This is a genomic window from Paraburkholderia fynbosensis (assembly GCF_902859935.1).
GTDB lineage: Bacteria > Pseudomonadota > Gammaproteobacteria > Burkholderiales > Burkholderiaceae > Paraburkholderia > Paraburkholderia fynbosensis.
Window position 1 is genome coordinate 77,279 of the sequence record NZ_CADIKI010000013.1, and the last position, 19,657, is coordinate 96,935.

Genomic DNA, 19,657 nt, shown 5'->3' on the forward strand with positions numbered 1-19,657 from the left:
GCATGGCTCCTGCGAGCGGGTACAGTCTTTAGTCCCTCCCCCGCAAGGAGATCCGGCGAAATGAATCGCGACCCCGCCGCACGTCACCCGCTCGTCCAGCGTCTGATCGACGCGCGTCAGGTCACTGACGCATTGTTTGCCATCGTCAAACCCGAATTTCTGTATGAACGGCCGATCCGTGAACGCCACCGGATCGTGTTTTACATCGGCCATCTGGAAGCGTTCGATCGCAATCTGTTCGATCGACGTGTGTGCGACCTGCCCGCCTTCGCTCCGGAACTCGACCAGCTGTTTGCTTTCGGCATCGACCCGGTCGACGGCGGCTTTCCCACCGATCAACCCGGCGACTGGCCATCGCTCGACACCGTACGCGCGTATGCCTTGCGCGCGCGCAAGCAGATCGACGACGCGCTCGCCGGTCTCGCGGACGCCGCGACGTTCGGCCGCCACAGCGCGCAAGCCGACACCTGCCGGCAGTTGCTGAACGTCGCGATCGAGCACCGGCTGATGCATGCCGAGACGCTCGCGTACATGCTCCATCAGTTGCCGCTTGCACAAAAGGTCACCGAACTGCGCGAGTCCGTGGTGACGTATCCCGAGCGCCGGGACGCGTTGGCGTCGATGGTCGGCGTGCCGGCCGGGGCGGCTGTCCTCGGTATGTCGCGCGATGCCGGCCAGTTCGGTTGGGACAATGAGTTCGGCGAAATGCGCGTGGACGTGCCCGCCTTCGAGATCGATCGATACATGGTGACGAACGGCGCGTTTCGCGAGTTCATCGAGGCCGGCGGCTATCGCGAATCCAAATGGTGGTCCGAGAAAGATTGGGCATGGAGGCAAGCCGAGCACATCGAGCATCCTGCCTGCTGGTCGCGACGCGAGGCGAGCGGCGAAACAGGCGGCAACGCGAGTGAATGGATGCTACGCACGATGTTCGACGAGGTGCCGCTGCCGCTCGACTGGCCAGCCTACGTGAGCCACGCCGAAGCCAGTGCTTACGCGCGCTGGACCGGCAAGTCCCTGCCCACCGAAGCGCAATGGCAACGTGCGGCGCAAGGTGCGCCGCACGCCGAGTCGGGCAATTTCGATTTCCGCAGTTGGGACCCGAAGCCGGTCGACGCGTATGCGCAGAACGTCAGCGCGTTCGGCGTCGAAGGTCAGTTCGGCAATGGCTGGGAATGGACCTCGACGGTATTCGACGCGCTGCCTGGTTTCGAAGCGTTTCCGTTCTATCTGGGCTATTCAGCCAATTTCTTCGATGGGCAGCATTACGTGCTCAAAGGCGGCTCTGCACGCACCGCGCAATGCATGCTGCGGCCGGCTTTCCGCAACTGGTTTCAAGCGCATTATCAGTATGTGTATGCGGGGTTTCGCTGTGTGAGGGCGTTGGAAACTAACGCGCAAGATGAGTCAAAAGGTCGTCTTCTGGCTTAACGAAAGCGACGACCCACTATTGCTCTAGCGTGCCGGCGTGAGCTGCTCTTCACGCCGACACCTAATTTTGCACGAATGCGCTCATAGAGCGGCTCGTCCTTCTGCCGCCATATCGACAGTCCGAAGTACCTCTCCAGCTTGTCCTTATTGAACATCACAGTCAACACGACCGATCCATGGCTGTCAGTGGCTCTGCTAATGGCAAAAAGCGGCGATGCGTCGACAAAAAGGTTTGTCGGCATCGCCAAGAATAGTGCAATGAGCTTGCTCTCAATGGCGCAGCCTTTGTCGTTCTTCTGGGACGGGAATCACCAGGACAATGAGCAACCGTTGTAACGTTAATCGCTTGATTCTGATAGGTGCCGACCCACCGCGCGAAACGCATGCTCTAAGGACAAGCCGCTCTGCATCGGCGCGGCCACGCTCGATGTCATCAAGCAGTTCCCGAGCTAATCCGAGGATGTGCTGTGACCGACTTTACCCGGTCATTTGGGAGGCACGACGACGAGTCACTTGCCCTGCGCGTTGAACCAGCCTGGACCTATCGGCGCGTAGCCCCCGCTGCCGCCAGCCGCAGCTGCGGCCATCGCACCGAAATTGGGCCATGCGGGATAGTAGTGACTCGACGGCGCCTGAGAACTCCCAGCGATCTTCGCCGCACCCGCGTTGCCCGTCGAGCCGGTCGTCGAACCCAGCGTCATGATGCCGAAGTACGGTTCGTAGACGTTCGTGCTGCTCGGCAACCACAATGCCTGGTCGGAATAGCTGTACATGTATACCGGACCGTACATCCCCTTCGGTTGATGCCCAACCCAAGCCATCAGTGCGCTATATTCGCGCGCCTGGTTGGCCTGCGTCAGGTGAGACGAGAGGTCCGTCCAGATTCGAAAATTGGCGTTCGTGTACGTGGTCGGGTTCTCGCCTAAATAACCCGTGAAACTTGTCGCGCCATCCGAACCCGTGGTCGGCACGCCGAACTCGGTAAGGGCGATCGCCTTCGCGCCGTCGCCGTGCGCGCCCATCTGTTCGCGCAGGCTCGTGCCCGTATAGCTCGCGAATGTATTTCCTCCGTCGCTTTCCGGCCAACCGTACGATGGCGACGAAAACGTATGCCACATCATGTTGAACGCATTCGAGTATTGCGGGAACGCCGAGTTGAGCGTCGTGCTCGGGCACTGGTTGGGCGCCGACTGCCAGTCGTCGCTATAACAGTAGGGATGGTGAGCAAGCGCATCGAAATATCCGTGGGCGCCCTTCGCGTACATCACCGCCAGCCAGTCGCGCGGGTTCCACTGTATTGGTGCCGGGTAGCCAGGGTTGGTCGAATTGACGAGGCCCGCAATGCCGTTCGACGGCAGAGCACCGGTCGCGTTATTCGGCCACGTAGTACAGCCTGAACTACCGCCAGCGTACACATAGGCGCCTGGATTTGCCTGCTTGATAGCCGGGTAGACACTCTTCAGGATCGTCGTGTAGAGAGCGGGATCGTGAGGCATGAAATCACCGCCGCAGTTGGGCTCGTTCCAGATCTCCCATGCGTCGACCTGGCCACCGTAACTATCGCTGCTGTAATGCTTGGCAGCGGCCCGCGCAAATTTGGTATAGAGAGTGGGGTCCGGCGCGCACAGCCAGAATGGAACGTAGTTCGCTTGCTGATAGCTGCTGGAACAGGCTGAACTTGCTGCCCATGGAGGGGTCAGCAAAATCACGCCCAGCACTCTTAAGCCGTTGTTGCGGGCGGCCCGGATAACCGTGTCCGCCACCCCCCAGGTCAATCCACTGCTTGCGCCCGGATTAGGATCACTGTCATTGATCGTCGCTGGCGAGGGCTGGGTTTGCGCCCAGTTGATGACAATCCGGACCCAGCGGGCCTTGGTCGTCGCCAGGCCGGCCATGTAATTGCTGATTGCCTGAGTCGGGTTGCCGGGATTCCGGTAGATGATGTCGCTGATTTCGTCGCCCAGGTTAATGCCGGGCACGGGCGTATTGGTCTGCCCGATCGCAACCCGGCACCCCAACAGCGCTATAACGAGCACGCTCCAGCCGAGCCTGGACCTTGCTAAAGTCAATTGACCGAGCAGGAATTTTTCCACGATAGACCGTATCTGGCCGCACAGGAATCCGGATTGTATTCCAATCGTTACGCGTGCTGCGTTTATCTTTGCTCAAAAAGTAGCGCTATATTTTTATGCAGGGCGTGAGATGTTAAGTAAATAACGACATTCGACTATTAAGGAGAGCGTACTAGTTCGGCGATTGGCGCCACTGTGAAAAGTGTCGGCCTAAGGATCCTGTGTGGCCGAACGCGGCCCGATGCCGCGCGTACCGGAGCTCTCAAACCGCAAGTCGCGCAGAAGATCTTATATCGTTCAGCCGCTCCATTATTTGTCCCGAATTCTGCTTTATTCGCCAGGACATAGAAATAATGCGGAAGTTGAAACCCGTTTCCGGCTTCCGCTTTGACGCAACTTCATTCGAGCAATGCGTTAAAAGAATCATTGAGGCGGTGCAGCGATGCGCCATCGAACTACAAGCATGAATGAGTGAGATTCATCAGCCACGATCATTGTCATTCAACCTATGGCCTGTATTCGCTGAATGTCTTCCCGCGCCCGATCCGCTGCCTCCGATCAAGCGCAATGCCCCCTAATTACCGTCAATGGTTCAGCTGCTGGATGCCGGCCAGTCGCCATGCCGGGTCGCCATGCGCGGCGCGAACGATGTTCCAGACCTCCTGGAACGGCTGGGCGGTCTGAGCGCCGTCTTCCCGCATTTGACCGTAAAAGCGCACGCTGACCAAAGTTTCCTCCGCATTGGTTTCCACGCCCAGCACCTCGGCATCGAGTTGAGGTACTTCCGTGCTGTTTGGTTGGCTGCCGCGACCTTCCAGATCCTGCTTGATTCGCGCGAACATTTCGGGCGTGGTCAACTCGAACAGGTCGCCCTGCTCGTTGCGGTCCCACGCGCTTTGAAGACGCATGAACATGGTCTTCGCCGATGTCAGCAACTCGACCTGATCCAACCGCAGCCCAGTGGCCGGAGTTTGCACCCTGCCTGCCGTTCCGGCCGGATCCGTCGCAGCGCGCTGCGAGCCGAAAAAATTTGCTTCCGGCCGCGCCTGGCCAGACTGACTCATGAACGGCGAGCCGTTCGTCTGGCCCCGGTTCGCGGTACTTTGCCCATAAGCGAGATCCGGACGACGCCGGTTGGCGATGAAGCGAAATAGCACTACGCCCGCAAAAATCACGAGGCCGATCAACAGCGCATTCGACAGCATCTGCGCAAGCCCGGCGCCCAGGCCCAGAGAAGACAGCAGCGCGGCGATGCCGAGACCGGCGGCAAGGCCGGCGAGCGGCCTCATCCAGCCGTTACGCGCGGGCGCGGCGGCAGGCGCTTGCGCGGCCTGCTGAGCAGGTTGAGCTTGCTGGCTTCGTTGTCCTTGACCGGACGGCGACGCCATCTGCGACTGGCGCCCAATACTCTGGCTTCCGCCCACCCGCTTCGCTTCGGCGTCGTTCGATGCCGCCGCGCCAACGGCGAGCACGCCCGCCAGACCCAGCGCCGCGCCCCCGCGCGTGAGCTTGCCGGCAGCCCACCGCAGCTGATTGATGATTTGCATATACATGTGAAACCTCTCTTGATGAGTCAGGGACCGCCCGCATCGTGCGTCCAGCTTCTCGCACAGAAACATTACGGACAGTAATATTTTTCGGCCGTCAAACATGCCATCGGCCAGCCTGCAATCGACCACTAGTGGCCTGCAAACCATTGCCGTGGATGTAATGCTCGAGTTGCTGGATCGTGTGTTCCTGCTCTGACATCTGGTTCTTGATCAGATCGCCGATCGACACCATTCCGATCAGTTGCCCCGCGTGGATCACCGGCAGATAACGTATCCGGTGCGCGGTCATGAGCGCCATGCATTCCTCCGTCGTCTGCTCCGGGCCGACGTAGCGCACCGCGCTCGACATGATGTCCCGCACCGGCGTATCCCGCGAAGAACGGTCCATCAGCACGACTTTGCGGGCGTAGTCGCGTTCGGTAACGATGCCGGCTATGCGCCCCTCGTGCGCCACGATGAGCGCGCCCACCTGCCGGTGCGCCATGATCGCTATCGCGTCGTACACCGACGCCGATGCCTGAGTCGACCACACGGTCTGGGAAGCCTTCGAACGCAGGAATTGTGCAACCGATGTCATTTGTCACCTCTGTCAGCTGTCATGAGCCGCCCGCTGACGCCTCGGGCCGAGGCTTGAATCTAACTGAACTCGAGACAACGGAAAATTCGAATTTTTATTGCTGATACTTCGAAAAAACCGTAACGTTGCAGGGTTGACGGGGGCACTGTGAACTTCAAGCATCTGTATTACTTCTGGGTCGCGGCGCATGCGGGCGGGATCGTCCGCGCCGGCGAGCAGTTGCACATCACGCCGCAAACGCTCAGCGGCCAGATCAAACTGCTCGAAGAAGCACTGGATAAGAAGCTCTTCAAGAAGAGCGGCCGCACTACCGAGCTCACCGATGCCGGCCGGCTGGCGCTCGATTACGCGGACGAAATCTTCTCACTCGGCTCGGAACTCGAAAGCGCGGTACGGCGCGAAAAGGAAGTCGGCACGCAGTCGCGGTTTCGCGTCGGCATCGCGGATTCGGTACCGAAGGCGATCGCGTACCGGTTGCTGGAACCGGCGCTAGGCGCGCCCGTGTCGCTGCGCGTGATCTGTCATGAAGGCAAGCTGCACGCATTGCTCGCGCAACTGGCCGTGCACCGCCTCGACCTCATCATCGCGGACGCCCCTATTCCGGCCGACGTCAACATCAAGGCCTTCAATCACCGGCTCGGCCGTTCGACATTGAGTTGCTTCGGGGCGCAGGCGTTGCTGCAAGGCGGGCTGAAACGCTTTCCGATGTCGCTTAGCCAATTGCCTCTGCTGTTGCCGGGCACGGAATCAGCGGTGCGCCGCAAGCTCGATCATTGGCTGGCGTCGCGCGCGATCTCGCCGCGCATCGTCGGCGAATTCGACGACGGAGCCATGGCTCTAGCGTTCGGCCGTGAAGGCCGCGGGCTGCTGTTCGCCCCAACCGTGCTGGAGGATCAGTTACAGGCGGAACATCAGCTGACGATGGTCGGGCAGATCAACACCATCGTCGAGGAGTTCTTTGCGATCTCCATCGAACGTCGCATCAGCCATCCCGCGGTCGCAACGATCATCGATGCGGCACGTAGTGAACTGTTCAACGCTTAGACGATCCCCGCGTCTCCATTGCAAGCCGATGTGCGGGTAGTCGCAAGCGGGTTCGGCGTGGCATGGCCTGGCGGCGAGGGATATGTCTACCGCGCACGGTTGTCGTCACCGGGCCACAGCAAAGAGTTGCCGCACGGGCCAGCTCAGGCACCAGAACAGTGACTCCTGCAAACTGACAAGTTGCTGCCGGACGTTCGCGAGCGTCCGTGTCACAGCGAGTTCGCTTGCCACCGTCGTATCGATATCCGCTCCATCGATCAGCGCTACATTGACGACGCGAACGCCGGCCACGAGTCAGCCTGGCATCCTCAACGACTACGGCACGATCAGCGCTCGCACTCGCTCGTGCAGGTGCTCAGGTGCTCGTCCACTACAGCACTGGCGAAAAGGAAGCGGAAGCCGTCGTTGCGGAGATTCGCGCGGCGGGGGGCGCCGCGCAAAAAGTCGCAGCCGACCTGCGCGATGCGGACGGTGCGCACCTGCTCGCGAAACGCGTGCGTGAAGTGATCGGCCATCGTCTGGATATTCTCGTTGCGAACGCGGGGGTTTCCCGAGCCGCGAGCATCGAAGAGACGACGGTCGAAGCCTTCGACACGCTGTTTGCCGTGAACGTGCGCGCGCCCTATTTCCTCGTCCAGCAACTGCTGCCGGTGATGTGCAAGGGCAGCAGCATCGTCATGATCTCGTCGCTCGCGGCACGCGCGGCGGTTGGCGCGCTATCGGCCTATGCGGCGACCAAGGGTGCCGTCGATACCCTCGTCACGCATTTCGCCTCGGCGCTCGGAGAACGTGGCATCCGGGTGAATGCCGTTGCGCCGGGCGTCGTTGAAACCGATATGTCGAACTTCACGAAAACCGACGAAGGGCGGGCTGCCACGCTCGGCATGCAAGCGCTGAAGCGTCTCGCCCAGCCCGATGAAATCGGCGATGCGGTCGTGTTTCTTGCATCCGACGCCGCGCGCTGGATCACGGGCGAAACGCTGCGAGTCGATGGAGGCTCGAAGCTCTGACGCATCGCGCGCAGCACCAGATTCTCGCGGCCTTCGAAACATTGGCCAACGCCAGAATCCGGAGTTCAATACCGTTCGTCGATCGTCACGCGCGTCGCGTTGCAGCCATCGGGCCGCACATGCCTGCTCGCGCACCGCGCGTGACGCCTTCGCTGTCGAGTAAGCGTCATTGGACAACCCTAGCGATGCGTCAGGATGGACCTCTCATTCCGCAAACCCACTACTGCTGCACACCCCATCTCCGCAGCGTGACGCGCTCCAGCGTATCGAACACCAGGTGTTCGATCAGCAACCCGATCACGATGCCGCCGCTAGCCCCGCGAAAACCCGGTCGGTGTACAACTCATGGCGATTCTGGAAGATGTACCAGCCCAGTCCGCCGTTGACGGCAAGTCCGCGGGCACCAGAATCAGCAGCACGCGGCGCAAGCCTGTCAGGCCGTAGTTGCGCCCGGTCATCCGCAGCGTCGCCGGCACGGACTGAAAACCGGAGTATGTATTGAGCGCGAGCGGCCACGGCACCGCATGCACCAGCACGAACAGCAAGCTGCCGGTCCCGCTCGATCCGATCCCGTACAATGAGCCGTTGCCCTTTCGTCGACAGATAGCATTTCGCGCCGCATTCCTCGCCATGAATCACGACATTGAACTCGCGCTCGCCGCTGCGCAAAGGAGCTTTAACGCCGGTCAATTAGACGAGGCCGCCAGTCTGCTGCATACCATTCTGGCGAGCGTCCCCGATCACGGCGAAGCGCTGGCAGGTCTCGGCGCCATCGCCGCGAGGCAGGGCGATCATATGCGCGCAGCGGAGTATCTGACGCGGCCATCGGCAACCACGTTCATGTCCGTGGATCAACTGAATTTCGCCGCGCAAGTGTGCCAGTCGGCGCAACGTCACGATGATGCGATCGCGCTGTTCGAACGCTGCCTCGCTCAATTTCCCAACCATGCCGCTTCGTTGTATGGCGCCGCCATGTCCCTGATCCAGCGTGGCGAATTGCAACGGTCACTTGCGATGCTCGAGCACCTGTGCAAAGTCCAGCCGCTATCCGCCGAAGCGCATTACAACCGGGGCGCGCTGCTCGGCACGATGGAGCGCTATGACGACGAACTGGATGCCTACCGGCAGGCGATCGCGCTCAAGCCGCGTTTCGTGCGCGCCTACGTCAATCTCGGCGTGGCGCTGCGAGACCTGTCGCGTTTCGATGAGGCATTGCTCCAGTTCAAGAAGGCGCTTTCGCTCGATCCGAACGATGTCGGCGCGCGCACCAATCGCGCTCAGACCAACCTGCTGCTCGGCGAATTCGAACACGGCTGGCGCGAATACGAATGGCGCTGGCGCGATGGCACGGGCAGCCACGGTTTCCCGCAGAACACACTGTGGACCGGCGCCCAACCGGTCACCGGCAAGACCGTATTGGTTCATCACGAGCAGGGCTTCGGCGACACGCTGCAATTCGTGCGCTTCGTGGATCGACTCAGCGCAGCCGGCGCTCGCGTCGTATTGCGTGTTCAGGATGCCTTGCTGCCGCTTCTGCGACATTATCGCGGCGCGGCCGAAGTCATCGGCGAGACAGCGCCGGTGCCGCATTTCGACTACCACATTCCAATCATGAGCCTGCCGTTCGCGCTCAAGATTCGTGCAGCCGATCTCGCTACGCTCGCACCGTATGTGCATGCGGACGAGGCGCTTCTCCGTCAGTGGGATGATCTTTTTGCCGATTCCGATCGGCAACTCAAGATTGGGATCGTGTGGTCGGGAAGCACGACGCATCTGAATGATCGCAACCGCTCCATACCGCTCGCGCAATTGAAGCCGCTGCTGGATGCCGACGTCAGATTCTTCTCGCTGCAACAGGAGGTGCGCGAAAGTGACCATGCGTGCTTCGCGCAACTGGAACAGCGTGGGCGCTTGCGCGATGTTTCCGCGCGGCTCACCACGTTCGCGCAGACCGCTGCACTGATCGCACGCCTCGACCTCGTCATCAGCGTCGACACGGCGGTCGCGCATCTCGCGGGCGCGCTCGGCAAACCCGTATGGATTGCTTTGCCGTTCATGCCGGATTGGCGATGGCAACTCGAACGAAACGATAGTCCGTGGTACGCACAAGCGCGGCTCTTTCGACAGACCACACGAGGCGATTGGACCGGCGTCGTGGCCGCGCTTCGCGCGCAAATCGACGCTGTGCGGCACGCCTGAATCAGCGTGCCGCGCAGCGAGTGCGGCGCGTCGTCGCTGTACGCGTTGCGGATTCGAGCCACAAACCGCGATCGTGGCGCGGTGAAGCCATGCGCCAGGGTTCGTCCCGATGCATGTTCGGTGGCGCGCTCACTAATCTCGCGCCGCGCCGTAACTGGCTCGCCATCGAACTCGACGAGCCAGCCAAGCGTTTATGGGCGACGTGGCGGCTCGAACAGGACAAAGGGTTTTCGAGCCACATGCTGGCGGTTCATCCCGCGCGAGCGGCGGCCGCCGATGACGGTGCGCCCTGATGCGACCGGCTCGCCTATCGTCCGGCCTTGTCTGAACCGGCCAGCTCCGAAGTTACCTTCGAGTCCCGCCAAAGCGGTTCGACGTCAAGGGTCGGCGTTTTACGAATTGGCCTGCCCCGTATGGCGACAGGCAAACCACCGCCGCGACGTCTTCGGCGCATCGGCGGTCTCGACGACGTTGCGCCACCAGCGCTCGCCGCGATGCGGTGCGCCGAGGTCCAACCGCTCGCCCATGCGCGGCGTCGACAGGGTGATGCCGCGCGCGGCGGCCAGGCCGATCACGCGTTCGAACGGCTCGTGCCAGCGATGCATCGCCAGATCGAAGGTGCCGTTGTGAATCGGTATCAGGCAGTCGCCGCGTAAATCGACATGCGCCTGCACGGTGTCGTCGGGCTGCATGTGCACGTACGGCCATTGCGCGTCGTAAGCGCCCGTCTCGATGAGCGTGACGTCGAACGGACCGAGCCGCTCGCCGATTGCCTTGAAACCATCGAAGTAGCCTGTATCGCCGCTGAAAAACACGCGCAGATCGTCATCCACGATGACCCACGATGCCCACAAGGTACTGTTGCCGTCGAACAGGCTGCGCCCCGAGAAATGCTGTCCGGGCGTCGCCGTGAATTCCAGGCCGTCGATCTGCACGCCTTGCCACCAATCGAACTGACGCACTTTGCTCGCGGCGATACCCCACTCGATCAGTCGGTCGCCCACACCGAGCGGCGTGAGAAACACGCCCGTGCTCGCGGCGAGCGCGAGCACCGTGTCGCGGTCGAGGTGGTCGTAATGATCGTGCGAGAGAATCACGCCGCGCAGCGGCGGCAAATCGGCGAGCGCAATCGGCGGCGCATGAAAGCGCTTGGGGCCGACACTCCGGAACGGCGACGCGCGTTCGGCGAATACCGGATCGGTCAGCCAGAACTGGCCGCGCAGCTTGAGCAACATCGTCGAATGTCCGAGCCGATACAGGCTGCGATCGGGCGCGGCGTCGAGCTGCTCGCGGGTCAGCGTATCGACGGGCAACGCGCCGGACGGCACGGTGCCCGCAGGCTTGTTCAACAACACGTTCCACGCGATGCGCAAGGTCTTGCCGAATCCTTCCGCGGGACGCGGCTTGACGTTGCGAAAGCGCTGGCCGTCATGCTGCGCCGACGAACCGGACAACTCGCGCCCGCGTTTCGCCGCGGTGAGACCCAAAGTCCGGCTGATGGAACCGATGAACGATGTCATAGGGAATGCCTGGAGGCGGAAAGTAGACTGGATAGTGTAGTTTATTGTCCTGAAAAGTAAACTGCCCGGTGTAAAATTCTTCGATGGACCCGCATGTCACCCCTCAGCGCCTCACCGATCGCAAGCGCCTCGCCGTCATCAGCGCGGCCATCGAAGAATTTCTCGCAGCCGGTTTCGATGCGACCAGCATGGACCGCATCGCCGCTCGCGCGGGCGTTTCCAAGCGCACGATCTACAACCATTTCCCCAGCAAGGAAGCGCTGTTCGCGGAGATCCTGCGGCAGTTGTGGGAAGCCAGTCATATGGGACCCGCGCCGGCTTATCGCGCCGACATGCCGTTGCGCGCGCAGTTGCTCGAACTGCTGTCGCGCAAGCTGACGCTGATGAACGACGAAGCGTTCCTGTCGCTCGCTCGCGTGGCCATCGCGGCGGGCATTCATTCGCCGGAGCGGGCGCGGGACATGGTGGCGCGCCTGGGCGAACGCGAGGAAGACCTGACGGTATGGGTACGCGCGGCCACCGCCGATGGACGTCTTAGTACCTCGGACCCGGTGTTCGCCGCGCATCAGTTGCAAGGTCTCGTGAAGGCGTTCGCATTCTGGCCGCAGGTGACGATGGGGCAGCCCTCTCTCAGTCAGGACGAACAGAAGCAGGTGGCGGATTCCGCGGCGGATATGTTTCTGGCGCGTTACGCAGGGGCCGGGGCGGCTTGAGCGTGGTTATCTTGTGTGGGGCCGGTGAGCGTGTCGAGCGGCCTTATGGTCTGTGCAGAGATTGCGCCGCGCTAATGAGATTTTGCGGCACGACACGGATGATGCCGTTGCGCGGAGTATCGATGTCCGCAATCAACATGAACGAGATAGACACGGTCAACGGCATGATCATCAGGAAGCGGCCTTTGCTGCTCGGATTTTTCGCCCCATAGCCCACCAGTACGTTGGCGAACACGCCGATCAGGATCATCATTATCCAGGCCGCCACGGGGATGCGGTTCGACCATGCTGCCTGGGTATAGCCTTGGGTGTTGATCACATCGTTCATGCCTGCAACAGCGAGCGCGACGACGGGATTCGGCTGGGTGACGACGCCGCTCCTGGCTGCGGACCACAACTTGTCCTGCAGTTCAGAGGTGGCGGCATTGATCTGCTCCACGCGTTGCGTGTCGCGAGTCTGATAGTACTCGATGCGCAAGTCGACATACTTCGCGAGGTCCGAGCGGATCGCGGCGGCCGCCGCTTCCGGCAAAAGATCCGCGCGAATGAACTCTGTCCCGATCGCGTTGGCTTCTTCCTCTTCGTAGTTCTTTCGCTGATCGTAACGGCCTACCGCCATGGACAAGCTGAAACCGATGATCAGCGCGAGCAGCGTCAACGTGGCGCCCTGAACGGTTCTGAAGTCGTCGCGCGAATCTTCATCGAGCGCCATACGTTTTCGTAGAACCGAGTTCCCGAACCAGGCCGCCAGCGACATGAACGCGAACGAAACGACCAGCAGGACGAGGGGATGCCTGATGAGTTGCTGCATGTATCGCTCCCTATGAAGGCACACGCTGGGCACGTGGCAGCCATGGCGCGAGACGGCGGCTGCACGACATTGAACCCGTGTCACCTCGCAAGTTGCTAATCAAGAGGGGTATCTGCACCGGACCGAACAAGCGCTTGAGCCTGTGACGGCCGATCACCTTCGCTCGTTCGGCGACCACACAACATGAGGATCATATGTCTCGAGCGCCGAAGCGCGGCCAGTGTGCTCCGTACTCAGGGCGTGCTTCGCGGCGATCTGTTCATTAAACCTGGCGCGTTCCGACATGCCGGCGCAGAGATCAATGTAGCGGTCATCCGCGCGAAAGAAAAGGGACAAATCTTGTATTGCCCCGAAGGGAAGCCGGTATTGTCCTCAAGGGTCAATGGCGCCGTACCAGCTTCCCTGCAAATAAAATGTGCGGCAGCCAGGCTTGTCTGCCGCACAACGGCGCATCCGCCATCACACGCGCTATTTATTTGCGCCCGCTTGAGAGCCATGCTCGCCAGCCGCCGAACTCCGTGATGTCGGTCCCGGCCTCCAGGCCATAACCTTCGCACACAAAGCCGGTCACCCACGTACCGTTCGCCAGTTCGACCTTCCCTAGCGCAAGCGGAGAGGGAATCGTCGTGAGGAACGAGCCCAATTCCAGACTCGGCATCTCCCAGACTTCGATCGCGATCGCCGCGCCGCCGTCCGGCACGCGCCGCATGCCGGGGCGCCTCGTGCCATCCGGCGTGGCCGCCAGCGCGGACAAGCGATAGCGCGGCGCAGTTTGCGTCGCCTCTACGAGGCGTGCGCCGCGGCAAACCAGATCGCGATTGAGCGGCAACCCCTGCATGTGGGCGCCGCACACCGCGACACGTACCCGATCGTTGGCTGCCGTCGTCGGTCGCTCGCTCGCATCGGGCTTGCCGCCCCCGACACATTCGACACCGCTTGATCGCTGCAGCAGATCGGCCACGCTCAACAGATACTGATCCGTGAACGCGCGGCCGAACACGGTTACGCCCCATGGCAGGCCATTCTTCATGAATGCGGTCGGTGTCGCGACGGCCGCGTAGTCGAGCAGATTCATGAAGTTGGTATAGTAGCCGAGTAACGAGTTCGGCCCGATGGGGTCGCGCTCCAACTCTGCCAGCGTGACGGGACGCGGATAAGTCGGCGTGAGAACGAAGTCCAGTGATTCGAGCGCGGCGTCGCAGACCGCCTTCAACGCTTGCAGCCGGTATTGCGCGCGAAACAGTTCGACTGCAGTGGCGCTCGGCGCCTTCGCCAGCACGTCGCGAATGACCGGCAACACGGCCTCCTTGTTCGCTTCCATCAACTCGCCCGCCACGCTGTAGCGTTCCGCGACCCAGGGGCCTTGATAAAGCAGGTTCGCCGCTTCGACGAACGGCGCGAAGTCGATCTCGACCGCCTCGCCGCCCGCCGCTTCGAGCAGCGCACGAGCCTTCGCAAACAACGCCGGACTTTCAGCACAGCCCGCGAATTCGGGTTGCGACGGCACGCCGAAGCGGAAGGTGGCGAGCTTGCCGAATGCGCGTGCGTCGTTCCATTGCGGGTTCTTACGGCTGTATGCATCGCGGGGATCGGCTTGCGCTGTGAGTGCGAGCAGGTCGCTCGCTTCGCGCGCGGTCGCCGTGAAGTAGGTCACGCAATCGAGCGTGCGGCAGGCCGGCACGACACCGGCAGTGGACAGCACACCTTTGGTCGCCTTGAGTCCGACAAGATTATTGAGCCCCGCCGGTACGCGGCCGGAGCCCGCCGTGTCGGTGCCGAGCGCAAAGCTGGCGACGCCCAGCGCGACCGCCAGCGACGACCCCGCACTCGATCCGCCCGACGGATAGTCGGGATGCACGCTGTTGCGGCACTTGCCGTACGGCGAACGGGTGCCGTTCAGGCCGGTGGCGAACTGGTCGAGGTTGGTCTTGCCGAGCGGCACGGCGCCCAGCGCGATCAGCTGCGCGACGAGCGTCGCCGACTCGCCTGGCGTATAGGCAAACGCGGGACAGGCGGCCGTCGTCGGAATCCCCGCCAGATCGATGTTGTCTTTGATCGCGAACGGAATGCCATAGAGCGGCAATGCTTCGATATCCTGTGTTTCCAGCCGGTCCAGATACGGCGCGACTTCCGCTTCGCTCAGAAGGTGGATGAACAGATGAAACGCGGGATTCAGTGCAGCGGCTTTCGCCCGCAACTCGCCAATCAACTGGCGCGGCGTGAGCGTCCCGGCACGGTAAGCGGCGCGCAGCGTAGACAAACGCAGATCAAATGAAGACATGGATGTTTACCCCGGAAAAATCAAAGACGTTCGATGACGGCAACGCGCTGCCCCGCGCGCACCGCAGAACCAGGCGCCACGTGTATTTCGCCGACGGTTCCCGCACACGGCGCGCACACGGAGATCTCCATCTTCATCGACTCGATGACGAGCAGCACCTCGCCCGCTTCGACCGTGTCGCCGGCATTCACGCGCACTTGCCAAAGGCTACCGGCAATCTCGCTGTCCACCGCTATCTCGCCATCTTTCAGCGGCGCCAGTTCCGCGTCCTCGGCAACCGGCGCGTCAAAGCTCTCGTCCACCGTTCCCGCTGCGCGCCAGCGCTCGCGTTCGGCCTGAAACGCGGCTTGCTGACGCGCGCGGAATTGCTCGATGCCCGCCGATTCGCGCGTGAGAAACGTTTGATAGTCGGCCAGCGACAACTCCGTTTCTTCGATCTTCAACGGATAACGCCCCAGCGGAAAGTCCGCGCGAATACGCAGCAACTCGTCGGCGGGCACTTCGTAGAAGCGAATCTGATCGAAGAAGCGCAACAGGTAGGGCCGTCCCGCGAAATCGGCGACTTCGCGATAGCGGTTCCACATCTGCAACGTGCGGCCGACGAACTGATAACCGCCTGGCCCCTCCATCCCGTACACGCACAGATACGCACCGCCGATGCCGACCGAGTTCTCCGCCGTCCAGGTGCGCGCCGGATTGTATTTGGTCGTCACGAGCCGGTGACGCGGGTCGAGCGGCGTCGCGACCGGCGCGCCGAGATATACGTCGCCGAGTCCCATCACGAGATAGCTGGCATCGAAGACGATCTGCTTGACGGCATCGATCGAGTCGAGATCGTTGATGCGGCGGATGAACTCGAGATTGCTCGGACACCACGGCGCATCCTTGCGCACCGTGGTCATGTATTTGTCGATCGCGAGCCGGCAGGCGGGGTCGTCCCACGACAGCGGCAAATGCACGATCCGCGACGGTGCGCGCAAATCCTTCTGCAACAGCACATGCTGCCAAGCGCGCTCGACGATCGCGAGCAACTGCGGCAGCGGCAGCGTTTCAGGCTGGTAGTGAATCTGCAGCGAGCGGATGCCGGGCGTCAGATCGATCACGCCAGGCAGCGCCATCGATTCGAGCGACTGCATGAGCGCATGGCCGCGAAAACGCAACACGAGATCGAGTTCCGCCGGGCCGATTTCGAGCAATAGATGCGTGTCGCCGGAAACGCGTGCGACGAGCCGTTCGCGATCCGCACCGGTATCGAGAACGATCGGCGAGACGAGCGCTGCGGGCTCGGTGAATGGCGGCTTTGCGTCGAATTCGAGGGTCTGCAATTCACGCAGACGTTGGCGCGCCGCCTCACGCGCTGCATCGATGTGCACCGCCACGAAGCGCACCTTGTCGCCCGCTTTTAACTGACCGATCTGCCAAAGGTCCGCCTCGATGATCGTCACCGGGCACACGAAGCCGCCGAGGCTCGGGCCGTCGGGTCCGAGAATCACCGGCATGTCGCCGGTGAAATCGACGGCGCCGACCGCATATGGGTTGTCGTGAATGTTCGACGGATGCAGCCCCGCCTCGCCGCCATCCTCGCGCGCCCACTCAGGCTTCGGTCCGATCAGACGCACACCGGTGCGGCTGGAGTTGAAATGGATCTCCCATTCGGTGTCGAAGAACTGCTCGATATAACGCGGGCTGAAGTACTCCGGCGAGCCGTGCGGACCATAGATCACGCGCAGCGTCCGCACCGTTTCCAGCTCGGGGACCTTGGCGAGCGCCGCGCCCGCTTTCTCATCCTGCAGCGGGTGAAGGTGCAATACATCGCCTGCACGCAGCGCCCGCCCGCCATGTCCGCCGAACTGGCCGAGCGTGAAGGTGCTGCGACTGCCGAGATACACCGCGACATCGAAACCGCCGCGCACGCACAGATAGGCACGCGCACCCGCGCCGCGAATCGTGCCGAGCGCAAGCGTCGAACCAGCCGCGACAAAGAGCGTCGTGTTCAACGGCTGTTCGATATCGTCGAGCAGCACCGGCAGACGCGCGCCCGTCACCGTAACGACCGCATCCGTGTTGAAGCGCAACGTCGGCCCGCTCATGGTGATTTCGAGTGCGGCGGCGTCGGCGGCATTGCCGAGCAGCCGGTTGCCGAGCCGCAATGCGCGGTCATCCATCGGACCGGAAGGCGGAATGCCGACCGCCCAGTAGCCGAGACGGCCCGGATGATCCTGCACGGTCGTCTGCGTGCCGCCACTGATCACTTCGATCGTGCTCGCCCGATACCTGAGCCCTTCGAGACAGCGCGTCCACGGTTCGCCCGATGCAAACGGGTGGTCGTCGAGAATCTGCCGCAAATAGTCGCGATTCGTCTCCACGCCGTAGATGCGCGTGTTCTGCAACGCGTCGTTGAGCGCGCGGCGTGCCGCGTCGCGCGTCGGCGACCATGCGATCACTTTCGCCAGCATCGGGTCGAAGTAAGGCGGCACTTCGCAGCCCGCTTCGACCCACGTATCGATGCGCAGTGCGCGACCGTCTGCGTGCGGAAACGCGACATCGGTCAGCAGGCCGGGACTCGGCTTGAAATCGCGGCCCGGATCTTCGGCGTAAAGCCGCGCCTGAATCGCGTGTCCCTGCGGCTGCAAACCCGCGGCGAGTTCCTGCAACGGCGCGAGCGTGCCCGCCGCCAGTTCGATCATCCAACGTACGAGATCGACGCCCCAGACCTGCTCGGTTACGCCATGCTCGACCTGCAGGCGCGTATTCACCTCGAGGAAATAGAACTGCTGCGCCGCGCTGTCGTAGACGAATTCGACGGTGCCGGCCGAACGGTAACTCACCGCCTTAGCGAGCTTGACGGCAGCGTCGCACAATGCGGCCGACATGCCCTCGGGCAAACAGGGCGCGGGGGTTTCTTCGAGCACCTTCTGGTTGCGCCGCTGCACCGAGCAATCGCGCACGCCGAGGGCGATCGCATCGCCCTGGCCGTCGCCGAAAACCTGCACTTCCAGATGCCGCGCCCGCTCGATGTACTTTTCGAGGAACACGCCGGCATCGCTGAAGTTGTTCTGGCCAAGACGCTTGACCACGTCGAAATGCGCGCTCAGTTCCTCGACGTTCCAGCACACCCGCATGCCGATGCCGCCGCCGCCCGCCGTGCTTTTCAGCATCACCGGATAGCCGATCGCGGCTGCCGCCTCGAGCGCGGCGGCGAGGTCCTCGAGCAAGCCGGTGCCTTCGAGCATCGGCACGCCCTCTTGCGCCGCGATTGCACGCGCCGTGTGCTTCAGACCGAAGGCGCGCAATTGCGCCGGCGTCGGTCCGATGAACGCAATGCCCGCCGCTTCGCACGCTTCGCCGAAACCGGCGTTCTCCGATAAAAAACCGTAACCCGGATGGATCGCCTGCACGTTCTCGCGGCGGGCGATCGCCAGAATCTTTTCCGTATCGAGATAGGTGGCCGACGCGGCTCCATCGCCGAGATCATGCGCGATGGGCGCCTCGCTCACATGAAGGCTCGCGCGATCCGCTTCGGCGTAAACGGCAACACCGGTAACGTCGAGTTCGCGCAGCGTTCTAAGGATGCGGCACGCAATCGCGCCGCGATTGGCGATCAGGATTTTCTCGAACATGAAAGGGATCTTGATTCATGGGCGGGCCGTCCCGCCACGTGGGAATGCATGCCGAGGTCGTCCGCGGCAGAGGTCCGTGTCAGCGATCTGCGTGAGTCAGTTGTTCGCGCGTGCAGGTGCAGCAGCGTCCCGAGCGAACCAGCATGACGAAGTAAAGCCAGTTGCGCATACGCTTCAGTTCCATATCAGCAACTCCGCGGGCGTCGGGTTGTAGGCATTGCACGGATTGTTCAGCTGCGGGCAGTTGGAGATCAGCACGATCACATCCATTTCCGCGCGCAGTTCGACGTACTTGCCCGGCGCCGAGATGCCGTCTTCGAAAGTCAGGCCGCCTTCGGACGTCACCGGCACGTTCATGAAGAAGTTGATGTTGGCGCCGATGTCCTGCTTCGACAAACGTCCGTCGTGTGCACAGGCGCGCAGGTAGTTATCGCGGCAGCTATGCATGTAGCGCTTTTCCAGCGCGTAGCGCACCGTGTTGCTCTCCTGCGCGCACGCGCCGCCGAGCGTGTCGTGACGGCCGCAGGTATCGGCGACGATCGTCAGCATCGGCTTGCCGAGGTTCGAATAGAGCACGGTGCCCGTCGTCAGGTACAGGCTTTTCTGCCTGCGCAGCGTGCGTTGCGGATCGAACCGCTCACGCGGATCGGCGAGACTGAAGAACAGCGTATCGACGGCCTGATTGCCTTCCAGATCGAGAATACGCAGCGTCTGGCCGGCCTTCAGTTCGTGCAGCCACGGTTCCCCGGCCGCGAGTGTTTCGCGAAAGACCGCGTGTTCGGCGCGTTTGTCGCTAGCTGTCAGCGTCGTTGTCATGATGTCGGGCTCC

General features: G+C 62.3%; 14 protein-coding genes and 1 pseudogene. 6 read left to right on the forward strand and 9 right to left on the reverse strand.

Features of this window, described 5'->3' with window-relative positions; translation table 11 throughout:
- Positions 1 to 60: 60 nt before the first annotated feature.
- Entirely contained in the window at positions 61 to 1,431 is a 1,371-nt protein-coding gene (locus tag HV770_RS21685; RefSeq protein ID WP_175162842.1) for an SUMF1/EgtB/PvdO family nonheme iron enzyme, read from the forward strand.
- 509 nt (positions 1,432 to 1,940) lie between these two features.
- On the opposite strand, the gene HV770_RS21690 is transcribed toward HV770_RS21685, so the two are convergent.
- From HV770_RS21690 to HV770_RS21700, 3 genes are all read right to left on the reverse strand, one after another.
- Positions 1,941 to 3,500 carry a glycoside hydrolase 5 family protein gene (locus HV770_RS21690; protein ID WP_175163043.1) on the reverse strand — a complete coding sequence of 520 codons (1,560 nt, stop codon included), beginning with the start codon at positions 3,498 to 3,500 and terminating at the stop codon, positions 1,941 to 1,943.
- Between the two features lie 587 nt (positions 3,501 to 4,087).
- The gene (locus HV770_RS21695; protein ID WP_175162844.1) at positions 4,088 to 5,056 is read right to left on the reverse strand and encodes a Tim44 domain-containing protein; all 969 of its coding nucleotides are present in this window, start codon (positions 5,054 to 5,056) and stop codon (positions 4,088 to 4,090) included.
- Positions 5,057 to 5,147: 91 nt separating this feature from the next.
- Positions 5,148 to 5,630 (reverse strand): CBS domain-containing protein, encoded by a 483-nt coding sequence (locus HV770_RS21700; RefSeq protein WP_175162846.1) that lies wholly within the window; start codon positions 5,628 to 5,630, stop codon positions 5,148 to 5,150.
- Between the two features lie 147 nt (positions 5,631 to 5,777).
- On the opposite strand from HV770_RS21700, the gene nhaR reads away from it, so the two are divergent.
- On the forward strand, positions 5,778 to 6,674 hold the full coding sequence (nhaR, locus tag HV770_RS21705; RefSeq protein ID WP_175162848.1) for a transcriptional activator NhaR: 897 nt from the start codon (positions 5,778 to 5,780) through the stop codon (positions 6,672 to 6,674).
- Between the two features lie 299 nt (positions 6,675 to 6,973).
- Positions 6,974 to 7,684 (forward strand): SDR family NAD(P)-dependent oxidoreductase, encoded by a 711-nt coding sequence (locus HV770_RS21710; RefSeq protein WP_175163045.1) that lies wholly within the window; start codon positions 6,974 to 6,976, stop codon positions 7,682 to 7,684.
- A 220-nt stretch (positions 7,685 to 7,904) separates the two neighbouring features.
- Here HV770_RS21710 and HV770_RS21715 read toward each other — a convergent pair.
- Positions 7,905 to 8,241, reverse strand: a pseudogene (locus tag HV770_RS21715) (ABC transporter permease); the annotation flags it as partial.
- A 73-nt stretch (positions 8,242 to 8,314) separates the two neighbouring features.
- On the opposite strand from HV770_RS21715, the gene HV770_RS21720 reads away from it, so the two are divergent.
- Both HV770_RS21720 and HV770_RS21725 read left to right on the forward strand, forming a co-directional pair.
- A complete protein-coding gene (locus HV770_RS21720) occupies positions 8,315 to 9,883 on the forward strand; it encodes a tetratricopeptide repeat protein (RefSeq protein WP_175162850.1) in 1,569 nt (522 codons plus the stop codon).
- An 89-nt stretch (positions 9,884 to 9,972) separates the two neighbouring features.
- Positions 9,973 to 10,176, forward strand: a complete 204-nt coding sequence (locus tag HV770_RS21725; RefSeq protein ID WP_175162852.1) for a hypothetical protein — start codon at positions 9,973 to 9,975, stop codon at positions 10,174 to 10,176.
- Positions 10,177 to 10,275: 99 nt separating this feature from the next.
- Here HV770_RS21725 and HV770_RS21730 read toward each other — a convergent pair whose 3' ends face one another.
- Positions 10,276 to 11,403 (reverse strand): MBL fold metallo-hydrolase, encoded by a 1,128-nt coding sequence (locus HV770_RS21730; RefSeq protein ID WP_175162854.1) that lies wholly within the window; start codon positions 11,401 to 11,403, stop codon positions 10,276 to 10,278.
- Positions 11,404 to 11,486: 83 nt separating this feature from the next.
- Here HV770_RS21730 and HV770_RS21735 point away from each other — a divergent pair, with 83 nt between their 5' ends.
- A complete protein-coding gene (locus HV770_RS21735) occupies positions 11,487 to 12,116 on the forward strand; it encodes a TetR/AcrR family transcriptional regulator (protein ID WP_175162856.1) in 630 nt (209 codons plus the stop codon).
- Between the two features lie 43 nt (positions 12,117 to 12,159).
- Here HV770_RS21735 and HV770_RS21740 read toward each other — a convergent pair whose 3' ends face one another.
- From HV770_RS21740 to HV770_RS21755, 4 genes are all read right to left on the reverse strand, one after another.
- Entirely contained in the window at positions 12,160 to 12,927 is a 768-nt protein-coding gene (locus HV770_RS21740) for a bestrophin-like domain (protein WP_175162858.1), read from the reverse strand.
- 472 nt (positions 12,928 to 13,399) lie between these two features.
- Positions 13,400 to 15,208 carry an allophanate hydrolase gene (gene atzF, locus HV770_RS21745; protein WP_175162860.1) on the reverse strand — a complete coding sequence of 603 codons (1,809 nt, stop codon included), beginning with the start codon at positions 15,206 to 15,208 and terminating at the stop codon, positions 13,400 to 13,402.
- A 20-nt stretch (positions 15,209 to 15,228) separates the two neighbouring features.
- On the reverse strand, positions 15,229 to 18,828 hold the full coding sequence (uca, locus tag HV770_RS21750; protein ID WP_175162862.1) for an urea carboxylase: 3,600 nt from the start codon (positions 18,826 to 18,828) through the stop codon (positions 15,229 to 15,231).
- 174 nt (positions 18,829 to 19,002) lie between these two features.
- Complete coding sequence (locus HV770_RS21755; RefSeq protein ID WP_121323585.1) at positions 19,003 to 19,644, reverse strand: urea amidolyase associated protein UAAP2; 642 nt, start codon at positions 19,642 to 19,644, stop codon at positions 19,003 to 19,005.
- Between the last annotated feature and the right edge of the window lie 13 nt (positions 19,645 to 19,657).